This is a genomic window from Pseudomonas sp., assembly GCF_030690725.1.
GTDB lineage: Bacteria > Pseudomonadota > Gammaproteobacteria > Pseudomonadales > Pseudomonadaceae > Aquipseudomonas.
Genome location: NZ_JAUYGD010000091.1, coordinates 1 through 15800, shown reverse-complemented (window position 1 = coordinate 15800; position 15800 = coordinate 1). Strand labels below are relative to the sequence as shown.

The 15800-nt window shown below is 61.5% G+C and carries 12 protein-coding genes; 5 read left to right on the top strand and 7 right to left on the bottom strand.

Annotated elements, in window-relative coordinates; translation table 11 throughout:
* Window positions 1-8 precede the first annotated feature (8 nt).
* The 4 genes from Q8O69_RS21790 to Q8O69_RS21775 all read left to right on the top strand — a co-directional run bounded on the left by Q8O69_RS21790 (window position 9) and on the right by Q8O69_RS21775 (window position 3504).
* Window positions 9-458: an FxsA family protein gene (locus tag Q8O69_RS21790; protein ID WP_305594530.1), complete on the top strand. Its 450-nt coding sequence runs from the start codon at window positions 9-11 to the stop codon at window positions 456-458.
* Window positions 459-681: 223 nt separating this feature from the next.
* A complete protein-coding gene (locus tag Q8O69_RS21785) occupies window positions 682-978 on the top strand; it encodes a co-chaperone GroES (protein ID WP_305594528.1) in 297 nt (98 codons plus the stop codon).
* A 59-nt stretch (window positions 979-1037) separates the two neighbouring features.
* Window positions 1038-2681, top strand: coding sequence for a chaperonin GroEL (groL, locus tag Q8O69_RS21780; RefSeq protein ID WP_275960804.1), 1644 nt, complete (start codon window positions 1038-1040; stop codon window positions 2679-2681).
* A 598-nt stretch (window positions 2682-3279) separates the two neighbouring features.
* The gene (locus tag Q8O69_RS21775) at window positions 3280-3504 is read left to right on the top strand and encodes a hypothetical protein (RefSeq protein ID WP_090382500.1); all 225 of its coding nucleotides are present in this window, start codon (window positions 3280-3282) and stop codon (window positions 3502-3504) included.
* 58 nt (window positions 3505-3562) lie between these two features.
* On the opposite strand, the gene Q8O69_RS21770 is transcribed toward Q8O69_RS21775, so the two are convergent.
* From Q8O69_RS21770 to Q8O69_RS21740, 7 genes are all read right to left on the bottom strand, one after another.
* Entirely contained in the window at window positions 3563-6610 is a 3048-nt protein-coding gene (locus tag Q8O69_RS21770) for a multidrug efflux RND transporter permease subunit (RefSeq protein ID WP_305594525.1), read from the bottom strand.
* 27 nt (window positions 6611-6637) lie between these two features.
* Window positions 6638-7774 carry an efflux RND transporter periplasmic adaptor subunit gene (locus Q8O69_RS21765; protein ID WP_305594523.1) on the bottom strand — a complete coding sequence of 379 codons (1137 nt, stop codon included), beginning with the start codon at window positions 7772-7774 and terminating at the stop codon, window positions 6638-6640.
* Between the two features lie 200 nt (window positions 7775-7974).
* On the bottom strand, window positions 7975-9600 hold the full coding sequence (locus Q8O69_RS21760; protein WP_275960808.1) for a methyl-accepting chemotaxis protein: 1626 nt from the start codon (window positions 9598-9600) through the stop codon (window positions 7975-7977).
* Window positions 9601-9791: 191 nt separating this feature from the next.
* Window positions 9792-10886, bottom strand: a complete 1095-nt coding sequence (locus Q8O69_RS21755; protein WP_305594585.1) for a DUF1513 domain-containing protein — start codon at window positions 10884-10886, stop codon at window positions 9792-9794.
* A gap of 9 nt (window positions 10887-10895) precedes the next feature.
* Entirely contained in the window at window positions 10896-11957 is a 1062-nt protein-coding gene (locus tag Q8O69_RS21750) for an imelysin family protein (protein WP_305594521.1), read from the bottom strand.
* Window positions 11958-11967: 10 nt separating this feature from the next.
* Window positions 11968-13383 (bottom strand): di-heme oxidoredictase family protein, encoded by a 1416-nt coding sequence (locus Q8O69_RS21745; protein WP_305594519.1) that lies wholly within the window; start codon window positions 13381-13383, stop codon window positions 11968-11970.
* Window positions 13384-13756: 373 nt separating this feature from the next.
* Entirely contained in the window at window positions 13757-15091 is a 1335-nt protein-coding gene (locus Q8O69_RS21740; RefSeq protein ID WP_305594517.1) for an imelysin family protein, read from the bottom strand.
* 200 nt (window positions 15092-15291) lie between these two features.
* Between Q8O69_RS21740 and Q8O69_RS21735 the strand changes: the two genes are divergently transcribed.
* Window positions 15292-15800, top strand: a 509-nt coding sequence (locus Q8O69_RS21735; protein WP_305594515.1) for a LemA family protein, incomplete at its 3' end; no start/stop codon positions are given.

Below are 15800 nucleotides of genomic sequence, written 5' to 3'. Positions count from 1 at the left end.
AACCTTTGATGCGCGCTTTTCTGTTTCTGTTTTTGCTGTTTCCGATCATCGAGCTGGCCCTGCTGATTCAGGTGGGCAGCGCCATCGGCGTGCTGCCGACCCTGTTGCTGGTCATAGGTACTGCCATTCTCGGCAGTGTTTTGCTGCGTGTAGCCGGCGTTGCCACGGCCTGGCGTGCGCGGGAAAAGCTGGCGCGTGGTGAGTTGCCTGAGCAGGAAATGCTCGAAGGCCTGTTGATCGCCGTCGGTGGTGGTTTGTTGCTGCTGCCAGGCTTTATCAGCGACATCTTCGGCGTGTTCTGCCTGATTCCATTCACTCGTCGTCTGCTGGTCAACAAGGTGCGCCTGCGTGCCGCTGAGCAGGCCATGCGTCAGCGCGCCTTCTTCGACGACCAGGCTGCGCGCTCCGGGCAAGTCCGCCCCAATGTGCTGGAAGGCGAATACGAGCGCCGCGACTGATTTGCGGCTCGTAAAAAGGCTTTCACATATTAAAAATTTCACCCTCTGCCCTTGAAATCCCCTTGTGCGCCCTTATGTAGCGGTCACCGCAAGGTTTTCTGTCGTATCGGCAGATCAGACTTCAGCGCTGCGCCTGGCGTAGCGCTACCGGCCTCGCCGGACTTTGCTAACCCGCTGGTGACTACACCAGCCGCTGTAAACCACCTATTGGGAGAGATCGACAATGAAGCTTCGTCCTCTGCATGACCGCGTTGTAGTTCGTCGCAGCGAAGAAGAAAAGAAAACCGCCGGTGGCATCGTGCTGCCAGGTTCCGCTGCCGAGAAGCCGAATCAGGGCGAAATCGTGGCGGTAGGTACCGGCCGCGTGCTGGACAACGGTGAAGTGCGTGCCCTGGCCGTTAAAGTCGGCGACAAAGTTCTTTTTGCGGCCAGCTACTCTGGCCCAGTAACTGTAAAAGCTGATGGCGAAGACCTGCTGGTAATGAGCGAGAGCGAAATTCTCGCTGTCATCGAAGCTTGATTGCAGCGCCCCGTCGCTACGAATTCCGCTCTATTTGAACGAATCAAGGAATAACCATCATGGCTGCTAAAGAAGTTAAATTCGGCGATTCCGCCCGCAAGAAAATGCTCACTGGTGTCAACGTTCTGGCTGACGCAGTAAAAGCTACCCTCGGCCCGAAGGGTCGTAACGTGATCATCGAGAAGAGCTACGGCGCTCCGACCATCACTAAAGACGGCGTTTCCGTTGCCAAAGAAATCGAGCTGAAAGATCGCTTCGAGAACATGGGCGCGCAGCTGGTTAAAGACGTTGCTTCCCGTGCAAACGATGACGCTGGCGACGGCACCACCACTGCCACCGTTCTGGCTCAAGCCATCGTCAACGAAGGCCTGAAAGCCGTCGCTGCCGGCATGAACCCGATGGACCTGAAGCGCGGCATCGACAAGGCGACCATCGCCATCGTTGCTGAGCTGAAGAAGCTGTCCAAGCCATGCGCCGACACCAAGGCCATCGCTCAGGTCGGTTCGATCTCCGCTAACTCCGACAGCTCCATCGGCGAAATCATTGCCGAAGCCATGGAAAAAGTCGGTAAAGAAGGCGTGATCACCGTTGAAGAAGGCTCGGGCCTGGAAAACGAACTGTCGGTTGTTGAAGGCATGCAGTTCGACCGTGGCTACCTGTCCCCGTACTTCATCAACAAGCCGGACACCATGGTGGCCGAGCTCGACGGCCCGCTGATCCTGCTGGTCGACAAGAAGATCTCCAACATCCGTGAACTGCTGCCAGTTCTCGAAGCTGTGGCCAAGTCCGGCCGTCCGCTGCTGATCGTTGCCGAAGACGTTGAGGGCGAAGCCCTGGCGACTCTGGTTGTGAACAACATGCGTGGCATCGTTAAAGTCGCTGCCGTTAAGGCACCGGGCTTCGGCGACCGTCGCAAGGCCATGCTGCAGGACATCGCCGTTCTGACTGGCGGTACCGTTATCTCCGAAGAGATCGGTCTGAGCCTGGAAAGCGCCACCCTGGAGCACCTGGGTAACGCCAAGCGCGTAATCCTGAGCAAAGAAAACACCACCATCATCGACGGCGCTGGTCAGCAGGCTGATATCGAATCGCGCGTTGCGCAGATCCGTAAGCAGGTTGAAGACACCTCGTCCGACTATGACAAAGAAAAACTGCAAGAGCGTCTGGCCAAACTGGCTGGCGGTGTTGCGGTGATCAAAGTCGGTGCCGGCACCGAAGTTGAAATGAAAGAGAAGAAAGCCCGCGTTGACGACGCCCTGCACGCGACCCGCGCAGCCGTTGAAGAAGGCGTGGTACCTGGCGGTGGCGTGGCTCTGGTACGCGCTCTGCAGGCCATCAGCGAGCTGAAAGGCGACAACGCCGATCAGGACGTGGGTATCGCTCTGCTGCGTCGTGCTGTTGAAGCACCGCTGCGTCAGATCGTTTCCAACGCTGGCGGCGAGCCAAGCGTAGTGGTCGACAAGGTCAAGCAGGGTTCGGGCAACTACGGCTTCAACGCCGCAACCGACACCTACGGCGACATGATCGAGATGGGTATTCTCGATCCGGCCAAGGTCACCCGTTCGGCGCTGCAAGCTGCAGCTTCGATCGGCAGCCTGATGATCACCACCGAAGCGATGATCGCCGAAGTGGCTGAAGACAAGCCGGCCGGTGGCGGTATGCCAGACATGGGCGGCATGGGTGGCATGGGCGGCATGATGTAAGCCAGCCCGGCGCCCAGCAGACCGCCGCCAGGCGGTTTGCTTGATGTAAAGAAAACCCCGTGCCTGTCACGGGGTTTTCATTTTTCTCGGCTATAAACAGTCCTCGCGGCAAAGCGGTACGCCAATTGCTTTGTGTGATGCGCGCTCCCGGACTGGAGCCTGTCAATCTGCGCTGTGCTGTTGGTCAGCATTGCCGCGCCGTGTTTTGACCTCACCTGGATGTGCTCTACCACGCCGCTTTTGCCGTGTGGCTGGAGGTTGTGCCGGTTAGGGTGTTGCCTGCGGCTGTTTTAAAACCGCTGGTTCTATGACGCACCACGCTGATGCAAATGGGCAATTAAGTGACTGTGGGTGTGTTACCGCCAGGTGCGCTGATGCGGCCCCAATCCTTGGTTTGCTCGCGCATTGAACCATTGGTGCGAATGTAGTTCGAAGGCCTGGCCTGCTAAATGGCTTGCGTGTGGATCAGGATGATCGCAATAGAGTTGCCGGCAGAGTCCGGCAGTAACGACCGCTGGTCGCAAAGCGCGACATTGCGGTTATCAGTGATCTAGGGTCTACAAACAGCGTTTGGCAGCGCTATCAAGAGGTTGCAGTGATGAAGCTAGAAATCGCACGAGGTTTGTTCCTGGTGACCGCGCTCAGCGTGGCCTCGCTCGCGGCGGCGGCCTGGCAAGAAGCCAGCCCCCAGGTCATCACCCTCAATGAGCGCGGCTACTGCCCGTTGCCACCGCAGGCACGAACGGCCGAGGCGCTCAAGCCGGATCACGACCTGCTGCTGTTTATGTTCAGCCTGTCCCAGGGCGCTCGTTCGCAAGGTTGACCTGCTGACCTGACAATTCGATAGACAGAAAAAAGCCCTGCATTGCAGGGCTTTTTGCTTAGTGGGCTTTGGCCGTTGCCGGTGGCGCATCGGGTTGTGCCAGCAGGCTGTACACGCAGGGCAGCACGAACAGGGTGAACAGCGTGCCAATCGACATGCCGGTGGCGATCACCAGGCCGATGTCGAAGCGGCTGACCGCACCGGCGCCGGTCGCCAAAATCAACGGCACCATGCCGAAGACCATCGCCGCGGTGGTCATCAGCACCGGCCGCAGGCGAATCGCCGCCGCTTCTTCGACCGCTTCACGACGCGACAGGCCTTTCTCGCGGCGCAGCTGGTTGGCGAACTCGACGATCAGGATGCCGTGCTTGGTGATCAGGCCGATCAGTGTCACCAGGCCCACCTGGGTGTAGATGTTCATGCTCGACAGGCCGAGGAACAACGGAATCAGCGCGCCACAGATCGACAGCGGCACCGTGACCATGATCACCAGTGGGTCGCGGAAGCTCTCGAACTGCGCCGCCAGCACCAGGAAGATCAGCGCCAGCGCCAGGCCGAAGGTCACGTACAGCGCGCTGCCTTCCTGCGCCAGTTGCCGCGAGGCACCGGCGAAGTCGTAGGCGTAACCGGCTGGGGCTTCCTCGCGCATGATCTGCGTCACCGTGTCGATGGCTTCGCCCATGCTGACAATCGGCACGCCCTGGATAATCGCCGAGTTGAGCTGCTGGAACTGGTTGAGCTGGGTTGGCCGCGCACGGTCACTGACTTTGACCAGGGTCGACAGGGCCAGCATCGCGCCGCTTTCGCTCTTCACGTAGTAGCTGCCCAGCCATTCCGGGTTGTCGCGGTAGGCGCGCTCGACCTGGGCAATCACCTTGTAGCTACGCCCATCGATGGTGAAGCGGTTGATCTCGCCTTCACCGAGCAGGCTGGCCAGGGTCAGGCCGAGGTCTTCCATGGACACACCCATCTGCGCGGCTTTTTCGCGGTCGATTTCCACCACTACTTCCGGTTTGTCGAAGGCCAGGTCGACGTCGAGGAAGGCGAACTTGCCGGACTCCACCGCGCGTTGCTTGACCCGTTCGGTCACCTGCAACAGCGACTGGTAGTCGTTGGGCGTGTTGATCACGAACTGGAACGGCAAACCCTCGCCGGTGCCCGGCAAGGACGGTAGGTTGAAGCCGAAGATCTGCAGGCCGGCGATCTGCGACAGGCGACCCTGCACCTCCGGCAGAATCTCCATCTGGGTGCGTTCGCGCTCGTTCCACGGCGTCATCAGAAAGCCGCCGATACCCGACTGCACACCGTTGAAGCCGTTGATCTGGAACGAGGAGTAGTACTCGGGGAACTCCTTGAAGATGCTCACGAACTCATCGGTGTACTTGTTCAGGTATTCCAGGTTGGTCGGTTGCGGCGCGCTGGCCATCATAAAGATGATGCCCTGATCTTCTTCCGGGGCCAGTTCGCTTTTAGTGAACTTGAGCAGTACCGGGATCAGGCACATAACGATCACCGCGAACACCAGCACCACCGGGCGAGTGTCCAGGGTGCCGTGCAGGGCGCGCTGATAGCGCTGCTTGAGGCTGTCGAAGATCTGGTCGAGCTTGTGCGCCAGGCCCGATGGATTTTCTTCGTGACGCAGCAGTTTGGCGCACATCATCGGTGACAGGGTCAGGGCGACGATGCCGGAGATGATCACCGCACCGGCCAGGGTCAGGGCGAATTCCTTGAACAGCGCGCCCGTGAGGCCCTCGAGGAAGCCGATAGGCGCGTATACCGCCGCCAGGGTGATGGTCATCGACACCACCGGTACGGCGATCTCCCGCGCGCCTTCGATGGCCGCATCGAACGGCGTTTTACCTTCCTCGATATGCCGATGGATGTTCTCCACCACCACGATGGCGTCGTCCACCACCAGACCGATAGCCAGGACCATGGCCAGCAGGGTTAGCAGGTTGATCGAGTAGCCCATCAGCTGCATAAAGAACATCACGCCGATCATCGACAGCGGAATGGTGATCACCGGGATCAGCACCGAGCGGAACGCGCCGAGGAACAGGAACACCACTACGATCACGATCAGTACGGCTTCGAACAGGGTCTTCACCACCTCATCGATCGATGCCTGGATAAACAGCGTGGCGTCGTAGGCAATGGAGACTTTCAGGTTCGGCGGCAGCTGCGCTTCCAGCTCGGGCATGACCTTGCGCACTTCCTTGATCACGTCCAGCGGGTTGGCCCCCGGCGTGCCCTTGATGGCGATGTACACCGAAGGGGTGCCATCGAAGGAGCTGATCGAGTCGTAGCTTTCCGCGCCCATTTCCACCCGCGCCACATCGCGGATCAGCACGCGGCTGTCGCCCACGGTTTTCAGCGGGATAGCGGCAAACGCCTCGGCCGATTTCAAGTCGGTTTCGGCGTTTATGCTGGTGACCACATATTCGCCCTTCACTTCGCCCGCTGCGGCGAGGAAGTTGTACTTGCGCACCGCCTCATTCACATCACTAGCGGTCACGCCGTAGGCGCCCATCTTCACTGGGTCTAGCCACAGGCGCATGGCAAACACCTGGTTGCCGAGAATCTCGGCCTCGGCCATGCCGGGCAGGGTAGCCAGCTTGGGCTGTATCACTCGTGACAGGTAGTCGGTGATCTGCGGGTTGCTCAGCTCCTGGCTATAGAAGCTGAGGTACATCAGCGCCGTGGAGTCCGCGGCTTCCTTGCTCAGCACCGGGTCTTCGGCGTCCTGCGGCAGCTGGTTCTTCACCTCGTTGGCCTTGGCCAGCAGTTCGGTGAACAAACGGTCGCTATTGGCGCCGATGCGCGCATAGATCGAGATGATCGACACATTCTGCCGGCTGACCGAGGTCATGTAGTCGATGCCGTCGGCGCTGGCCAGGCTCTGCTGCAGCGGCTGGGTGATATAGCCCTGGATGGTCTCGGCATTGGCCCCGGGGTAAGCCGTAGTTACCGTGATCAGGGCGTTTTCCATCTGCGGGTACTGGCGGATGGTCAGTTTGCTGAATGCCTGAAAGCCAAGCAGGATGATCAACAGACTGACCACGGTCGCCAATACCGGGCGACGGATAAAGGGATCAGTAAAAGCCATAAATAAGTTCCTTTGAGCCGCGCTCGATTACTCGACGCTCGGCTTGGCCTCGACATTGGCATTGGCGATGCTGACGTGGGCGCCGTTATCCAGCTTCAGCTGGCCGGCGGACACCACCTGCTCACCGGCCTGCAGACCTTTGCTGATCACCACCTGGCCTTCGCGGCGCTCGCCGGTTTCAACAAAGCGGCGCTCGACCACCAGTTCAGCCTGGCCTTTGTCGTCTTTGACCACCTGGCCGTCTTCAGCCTTCTTCTCGCCGATCACGTACACCGAGTTGCCGTACAGGGTGTAGGTGATGGCGGTTTCCGGTACCACGATCAGGTTCTGCTCGCCGGGCAACAGCACTTCCAGGTTGGCGAACATGCCGGGCAGCAGTTTGCTTTCCGGGTTGACCAGCATGGCGCGCACCTGCACGTTGCGGGTGGCGTCTTCGACCTTGGGGTTGATCGCGGCAATTTCGCCCTCGAACACCTCATTCGGGTAAGCCGCCACGCTAAAGCGCACGCGCTCGCCGATGGCCAGCTTGGGCACCGCCTGCTCGGGCAGGAAGAAGTCGACGTAGAGCTTGCTCAGGTCCTGCAGGGTGGCGATGGTGGTGCCCGAGGACAGGTAGTCACCGACGTCGACCTGGCGGATGCCGATGGTGCCGGCAAACGGCGCGATGATGCGCTTTTTCGCCAGCATGGCTTTCAGTTGGGCAACGCTGGCGTTGGCCTTCTGCAGGCTGGCGGAGAGGCGGTCGAACTCGCTTTTCGAGATACTCTGGCGATTGACCAGGCTGCGGCCGCGCTCGTATTCCACGCGGGCCAGGCCCAGTTCAGCCTCGGCGGTGGCCAGGCTGGCCTGCTCGACATCGCTGTCCATCTGGATCAGCGGCTGCTGCAGGGTGACCTGTTCACCGGAGCGGAACAGCACCTGCTGCACGGTGCCGCCGACCTCTACGGTGAGGTTAACGCCCTGGAAGGCCTTGAGCGTACCGATGGCTGGCAAGCGGCCCTGCCACGGGCGTTCTTCGGCCGTTGCGGCATCGACGCTGATGGCCGGCTGCGGCGCGGAGAACATCTGCACTTGTTGGTAGATGGAGAAGCCTTTGTAGGCGGCGAGGGCGAGTACCACGACGAGTACTGCGCCGAGCATGATCAGCATGCGGCGGAGCAACATATTCCGGTTCCTTGGCAAGGCGGTTGGATAGCCTGGGAATAGGCAAGAGGGGCACATTAGACCTCGCGCAAAGGCCTGTCAAAGATTCGCATTTGCAAAATAGCGTTGTACAAAACTTGCCTGATTGATCAAGTGCTTTTTAAGCAAAATGCCAGCATATGCTGGCATTTTGTTTGTTGCGCTGTACTGACCTCTGGACGTCAGGCACTCAGGCGCTGGGTCACTTCGTTGAGTTGCCCGGAGAGCACTTGCAGGTTTTGCCCGGCGCTTTCGGTGCGCTGCACGTTCTCCTGGTTGGCCGTGGCGATGGCGGTGATTTCGGTGAGGTTGCGCGAGATGTCTTCCGCCACCGAGGTCTGTTCTTCGGCGGCGGTGGCGATCTGCCGGTTCATATCGCGAATCGCTTCCACCGCGCTGGTGATCAGCTGCAGCGTGGCGCCGGCCTCGGTGACCTGAGTCACGCCTTCCTCGCTGCGGTGTTGGCCGCTCTCGATGGCGCGCACCGCATTCACCGCACCGGTTTGTACGGTGTCGATGATCTGGTGAATTTCTGCAGTGGACTCGGCGGTACGCTGCGCCAGGGTGCGCACCTCGTCGGCTACCACGGCAAAGCCGCGGCCCTGTTCGCCGGCGCGGGCGGCTTCGATGGCGGCGTTGAGCGCCAGCAGGTTGGTCTGTTCGGCGATGCCGCGAATCACTTCCAGTACCTTGCCGATGCGCCCGCTGTCGGCTTCCAGGCGGCGAATCACCTCCGAGGTGTTGCTGATCTCACCGCGAATGTCGGTGATGGTCTTGATGGTTGCCTGCATCACTGTTTCGCCCTGGCGCGCGGCGCTGTCGGCGGCATCGGCCGCGCCGGCGGCTTCGGCGGCGTGGCGGGCGACCTCCTGGGCCGTGGCGGACATTTCATGCATGGCCGTGGCGACCTGGTCGGTACGCGAAAACTGCTCGCGGGTGCCCTGGGCCATCAGCGTGGCGATGGAGTTGAGTTCGCCGCTGGCGGTGTCCAGATCAGCGGTGCTGCGCTTCAAGCGGGTAAAGGTGTCGGAGAGGAAGTCGCGCAGGATATTTGCGGCAACGGCCAGATTGCCCAACTCGTCCTGGCGAGTGGAGTCGACACGCTTGCCGAAGTTGCCCTGGCTAAGCTGGGCGATATGCTCGATCAGCTCGCGAATCGGGTTGATCAGGTTACGGTTGACCAGCCACAGGCTGAACAGGGCAATCACCACGGTGGCGCCGAGCATCAGCAGGGTGCCGAGGGTAATGGTGCGGTCGGCCGCAGCGTTGATCAGGCTGGCCTGCTCCAGGCTCTGTTTATGCAACTCGCTGGACAGGGCCTCCAATTGTTGTGCGGTGTTGCGGTCAATACCGGACACCGCCTTGTCGCCAACCGCAGCGTCACCGCCGGCTGCGACAAAGGCATCGCGACCCTTGCGGTAGTTGGCGCCGAGCGTCTGGTGTTCGCTGCGCAATGTATCGACCTTGGTCTTCAGTTCGCGGTCGTTACCAGCCTCTTCGCTCAATTTGCCCAGTAAGTCCTGAACCTTGCGTTCCTGCGCCTCAAACTGGCTCCAGTATTTGTCCAGCTGGGCTTTGTCGCTGCCACGCAGCAGGACGTTTTTCCATTCCTGTACCTGGGTCTTGAAGTTCAGGTTGGTCGAGTCGATCAGCGCCGAGGCCTCCAGCGGGCCATCAAGCAGGCTGCGGTAGGCCTGCATGCCGCTGGAAAGGAAGCTGAAGCAAGCCAGTGCCGTGACCAGAATCAGCGCCAGGCTGCCGCCAAGCAGGGCGAGAATTTGCGCGCGCAAGGATTTTTGCAGAAACATGGGTGATACCCCTGAGTGTGGAAGGCGGGATGCCAGTGACGCAGAACGCGCCCTAACTGCGAAGATCCCTATCGACTGGTATCGGCTGGGCCGGGTGCCTGGAAGCAACGGCTAGCTAGGAGTATAGATCGGCTCTGCGGCAGCGTTCTTTAGCGTGCCGCAGGCGTATTACAGATTCAGCGCTGGGGCGCTTAGACCAGGCGCAGGTGGTTGTCCCACAGGCCGGCGGGGAGTTGCAGGGGCTGGCTGCTGATCTGGGCGCTGCGGCAGTCGTACAGGCGGCAACGGCCGACGCCACTGCTGACCACAAAGCCTTCAGCCACCGCGCCCACTCCGGCGCAGTCGGCCAGGGGCGCATCCAGGCGCAGTTCGGCGCTGTCCAGGTCCCAGATAAATACCCGGTTGCCGCGCGGTGCGGTCAGCGCCAGCAGGCGCAGCTCGCTGTGGATCGCCACGCTGGCGGTGTACTGGTTCATCAGCTGGCGCTGTGCATCGGCCACCGGGAAGTGCTGGAAGGGCTGGCCAGGGCGCTTGATCGCCAGCAGCGGCACCACATCACTGATCTCGCCCATATATTGCTGGCCGGTCACCAGGGTGCCGTCGCTGGCCACCGCCATATGGCGCACGCTGTTCATTCGTTCGGGCAACTGCTCCTGGCTGAGCAGGCTGCCGTCGCGGCGCAGCAGCACCAGGCTGGAGTCCATGGCGTCGAGGTTCATTTCCACCCGGCTGTCGGCTTCGGTGCGGATGCCGCCGTTGGCCACCGCCAGGGTTTCGCCATCTGGCAGCCAGAGCAGCTGGTGCGGGCCGATGCCGTGGGTCGACAGCTCGCTGCTGCGCAGCAACTGTTCACCTTGCAGGCGATAGACGCCGAGTACGCCGCGACCGGGATCGGCGGTGTCGTTCTCGGTGGCGTACAGCCATTCGCCGTCCTTGTGGAACACCGCATGGCCGTAGAAGTGGCGCTGCTTGGGCGTATTCAGGGTCTGCAGCAGGCGGCCGTCGCGGGTGTCGATCAGGTAGCTCTGGGTGCTCGGGCGGCGGCCGACAAACAGTGCCATCGGCAGAAATGGGTGACCGATCACATCGTGGCAGCGCTCGTTGACCTGGGTGGCAAATGCCTGGCTGCCATCCAGCCGGTAGCCGACCGCAAAATGTTTGCCAGCGCTGTCGTTGCGCGCCGATAGCAGTAGCGGTTGGGCACTGTTGTGCATCAATGTCCAGCCACCCAGGGCACTGACGGCCAGCGCCGCGCCGGTGAGACCGAGGAATGCTCTGCGATTGATCTGCATGCTTTAGTCGCCGTCATGGGCGTTAAAGCCCAGCTGGATACCCAGCACTTTCGCCAGCTCGCCTTCATGCAGGCGGTGCAGCACATTCAGGCTGTCGTACAGGGCGTTGACCTCGGCGCGCCCGGCTTCATCGCCAAGCAGTTCGCCGAGCGGGCGCTGGGCGGCGGCCAGGCGCTGGCGGGTGTCGCTGTAGGCGGCGTTGATGCGTTGTTTCAGTGCGTCTTGATCACTGCCAAGCAGCGCCTGGATGCCGTCCTGTTCGGCGCCCAGCCAGATGCGTTCGGCGCTGGCCAGGCTGGCAGCGAGGTTGGCCAGGCTGGCTTTGCTGCGCCAGGCTTCGGCCTGATAGGGCTGCGGTTGACCTTTGCTCTGGCGGCCGAGTGGCGTGCCGAGTTTCTTCTTCAGTCCGTCGATGGCGCTGACCTGGGTGCGCAGCAGTTCCGCTACCGCTTCTGGTGCTTCGGCGTAGCGCGCGTTGGGAAAGTTTTTCAGCAGGGCGGCCATGCCGTCCTTGGCTTGCCACTGGCTCAGCACATCGGCGGCCAGCACTTGCTGGTGTTGACCGATGGCGACGATCAGTGGGCAGTAGCGGGTTTTCTGTTCGGCGATGTTCAGGTCGATGGCCGGGTCGAACAGCAGGTATTCATAGGCGGTCAGGCCTTGCACCACGACGCTGGATTTATCCAGATCGGCTGGGGTCAGCTCGGGTTTGCTGTTGACCAGTGCTTCAACCTGACGCGCTACCAGGTTCTTCTTGTCCGGCCAGAACTGCACCTGCCAGGCGCGGTTGCCTTCCGCCAGTGGGCCGAAGGCCACCGGTTGCACGGCAGCCCAGGCGCTTTGCGCACTGGCGAAGGCCTGGCGGGCCTCGGCGAGGTTCTGCTGGCCCGTGCAGAAGGCCTGGCCGCTGACGGCCAGCTGGCGGTCGGCTTCACTCCAGGCGCTGTAGATCGGCAGCAATACGCCATCGGTGAGCGCACGGCTGACCTGCTGCTGCGGATCGCTTGGGCTGCAGGCGGTGAGCGTGAGGCTGAGCAGGGCGAGCGTGAGGGGTGAGCGGATCATCTGCGGCTCCTTACAAGGAATTCAGAAAAGCCAACAGCGCGCTGCGCTCGTCGGCATTGAAAGTCAGCACCTGCTGTTTGGCCGCCTCGGCCTCACCGCCGTGCCAGAGGATGGCCTCCAGCAGGTTGCGTGCGCGGCCGTCATGCAGGAATTGGGTGTGGCCGTTGACTGTTTCCGTCAGGCCGATGCCCCAGAGTGGCGGGGTGCGCCATTCGCGGCCGCTGGCGAGAAATTCCGGGCGGTTATCTGCCAGCCCGTCGCCCATGTCATGCAGCAGCAGGTCGCTGTAGGGGCGAATCAGCTGATTGGCCAGTTCCGGTTCGGCGGCATCGGCAGCAGTGGTGAATTGCGGGGTATGGCAGCCCTGGCAACCGGCCTGGTAGAACAGGTTCTTGCCAGCCAGCACCTGCGGTGTATCGGCGCCGCGCCGCGCCGGCACGCCGAGGTTGCGGGTGTAGAACAGCACGCTGGCGAGGATGTTGTCGCTAACCTCGGGCTCGCCGCCGTGGGGCGCGCTGCGGCAGTCCGTCTGCGCCTCGGTGCAGTTGTCATGGGCAATCAGCGTGCTGGTCAGGCCCATGTCGTTGGCAAAGGCTTCGGCGTTCTGCTGGTTGAGGGTTGGTTGTCCAGCTTTCCAGCCGAAACGACCGAGCACCGTGCGTTGTTGCTCGCGGTCCCAGACCTGGTTGGCGCGCCCGGAAATGCCATCGCCATTGCCGTCATCCGGATCGGCATTGGCCAGGATGGCTGCTTCGGAAATGGCTTCGAGCAGGCCCAGGCCGATCATCGGCGGGGCGATACGCGCGGAGAACAGCGTGTCGGGATGCAGGGCGCCGTAGCCGAGTTGGCTGATTTTCAGGCTGGGCTTGCGCAGCTCGACCTGATGACCATCGGCAAAACTGACCAGCTGCGTGCTGTAACTGACGCGCACCTTGCCTTCGGGGGCGGTGCCGGGGTTGGCCATATCCTGCAGCTGAGCGCCGTAGGTGGGGTCGGCCAGCACGCCAAGGCGCTGGATGATTTCGGCATGTTCACTGCCAGCCGGGATCGACAGGCGTACCAGCATGGACGCCGCGCTCTGCGCATCGGCGGCCGGTGGATGGCCGCGGCCGTCCTTGATATGGCAGTTCTGGCAGGCGTTGGTATTGAACAGTGGACCGAGGCCGTCACGCGCGGTGGTGGTGGCCGGCGAGGTGACCCAGGGGTTGCGAAAGAAGCTATTGCCGACGCTGAAATCCAGGCGGCGCGATGGCGACAGGTTGGCTGATGGCAGGGAGAAGGCGTTCTGATCAGCTTTGCGCACGGTGGCACTACCGGCAGACAGGGCTTCGCCGGGTTCGGCCTGGGGGAACTGTGGGGTTTTATCGCAAGCGACCAGGCTTAGGCTCAAGGCCAACAGCAGCGCAACGCGATGCGGGGCAAACATGAAAGGACATCCGCAGCAGAAAAACAGGCGGCTGATCTTAACAGTCTGATCAGTTTTAAATAAGACGGATTTGCATTATCGCTGGTGGTCAAAGGTCGCAGGGTGCCAAAAAAGGCTGTATCCAAGCTGACTGTTGTCGGCGATTTCGGCCCTGTAGGGGCGTGCTTGGCCGTGATCGGGGCCAGCCAACGATCCACTGTGGGAGGCGCTTCAGCGGCGAGCTTCGGCGCTGGTTGTCGCGGCTGAAGCCCCTCCCACGTCAGTCTCGCCATAAAAATGGCTGGCGTAAAAAAGCCGCGACTCGGGTAAGGAGTCGCGGCTTTTTCATCACTACAAGCTAGGACTTCGTGAGTCGCAGCAAGTCCTACGCAGCTTAGAAGCTGTGGTCAGCGGTATCTGGATTGAGATCACTGATCCCCAGCTTGCCGGCGGCTTGTTCGATTGCGCCAGTCTGCTTGACCAGTGCTGCGATGGCATCACGAACGATCTGCTGGCCTTCGGCGTTGTCGGCGGCGATCAGCTGATCGAAGTGCTTGCCGTTGTTAGCGCTGTCGACCAGAGCCTGCAGCTTGCCTTCGGTGGCTTCTAGATCGGCTTTCAGGGTGCTGTCAGCGGCGGCGTCAACCTTGGCCACCAGCGACGACAGGCTTGGGCCGGTCAGGGTGGTGCCATCGACCTTCTTGTACTCGCCCAGGTAAACGTTGCGAATACCTTTGCCGTTGTAGAAGTGCGAGTTGTGGGTGTTGTCGCTGAAGCAGTCGTGCTCGTCTTCGGTGGAGTTGGCTTCCAGCGCGACTTTCATGCGCTCGCCGGCCAGTTCGCCGAGGGACAGGCTGCCCATGCCGAAGAGCATTTTACGCAGGCCGTTTTCAGCCGTGTCGGCTTCCAGCGTGGCGCGGTAGTTGTCGGTCTTGCCAGCTTGCCACTGCACAACCATTGCATCGAGGTCGCTGACCAGCAGGTCTGCAGCGGCTTTGATAAAGGCACGGCGGCGTTCGTTGTTGCCACCGGTGGCACCGTCACCCACGACGAAATCGCTGGCTGGGCGTTCGCCGGCGCCTGGGTTGGTGCCATTCAGATCTTGGCCCCAGAGCAGGAATTCGATGGCGTGGTAGCCGGTGGCGACGTTGGCTTCGGAGCCGCCCAGCTCATTCAGGCTGGCCAGCAGTTCTGGGGTGATGGTGGTGACATCGAGCTTGTCCTCGCCGACCTGGATCTCGGTGTTGGCGATGATGTTGGCCTGCGCGCCTGGGTTGCCCAGGGCGTGCTGGTAGTCGGCGGCAACGTAGTCGATCAGGCCTTCGTCCAGCGGCCAGGCGTTCAGCTGGCCTTCCCAATCGTCGACCACGGCGTTGCCGAAGCGGAACACTTCACTTTGCATATACGGCACACGGGCAGCCAGCCAGGCTTCGCGGGCGGCTTTCAGGGTGTCGTCATTCGGGTTGGCGAGCAGAGCGTCTACGGCTGCTTGCAGGGTTTTGCCGGTGCTGGCGGCGTCGCTGAATACGGCCAGGGCCAGGTCTGCGTAGTGGCTGACCACAGCTTTGCTGGCGGCTTCATCGACTTGGCTGGTGGCTGCTGCCGGGGCGCTGGCGCTGCTGGCAGCAGGTGCGGCGGCTTGGCTGGCTGGCGCTTTGTCTTCACCGCAACCGGCGAGTGAAATGGCGATGGCAAGCAGGCTGGCAGAGGCCAGGGGCATACGAAGCATGGCGGAATCCTTTGCTGGTGAGAGTAAGCACCCACGCGCGCGGGTACAAAAGCCGAAACATAATGCGAAAGATTTTCATTTTGCGCAAAGGGTCAATGCAGCTTTCTCACCGCGAGCTGTGGGCAAAGTCTGCGATTGGGCCATTCGATAGGGCTAAAATGCTCGCACAGCTGCCTTCAAGAACCACTCAGGAGTTCCGCATGAGCCTTACTAGTGTTGTCGTCATTGTGCTGTTGGTCCTGTTCGCGGCGTATGCCGTGATGCTCTACAACGCGCTGGTGCGTTTGAAGCACGGCGTGAGTAAGGCCTGGTCGAATATCGACGTGATGCTCAAGCAGCGCCATGAGGAATTGCCCAAGCTGGTGGAAACCTGCAAGCAGTACATGCAGCACGAACGCGGCACCCTGGAAGCGGTGATTGCCGCGCGCCAGGCGGTTTCCAGCGCCCAGGCCAAGGGTGACATGAATGCCCTGGGCAAGGCCGAGACGGGCCTGCGCGCCGGCCTGGGTCAGTTGTTTGCCCTGGCGGAGAACTACCCGGAGCTGAAAGCCAATGAGAGCTTCCAGCATCTACAGCAGCGCATCAGCGGGCTGGAAAATGGTATTGCCGACCGCCGCGAGCTGTACAACGAGGCGGTTAACCTGAACAACGTGCGTATTGAGCAGTTTCCCGACGTGATCATTGCTCGTGCCTTTGCTTTCAAGGAGGC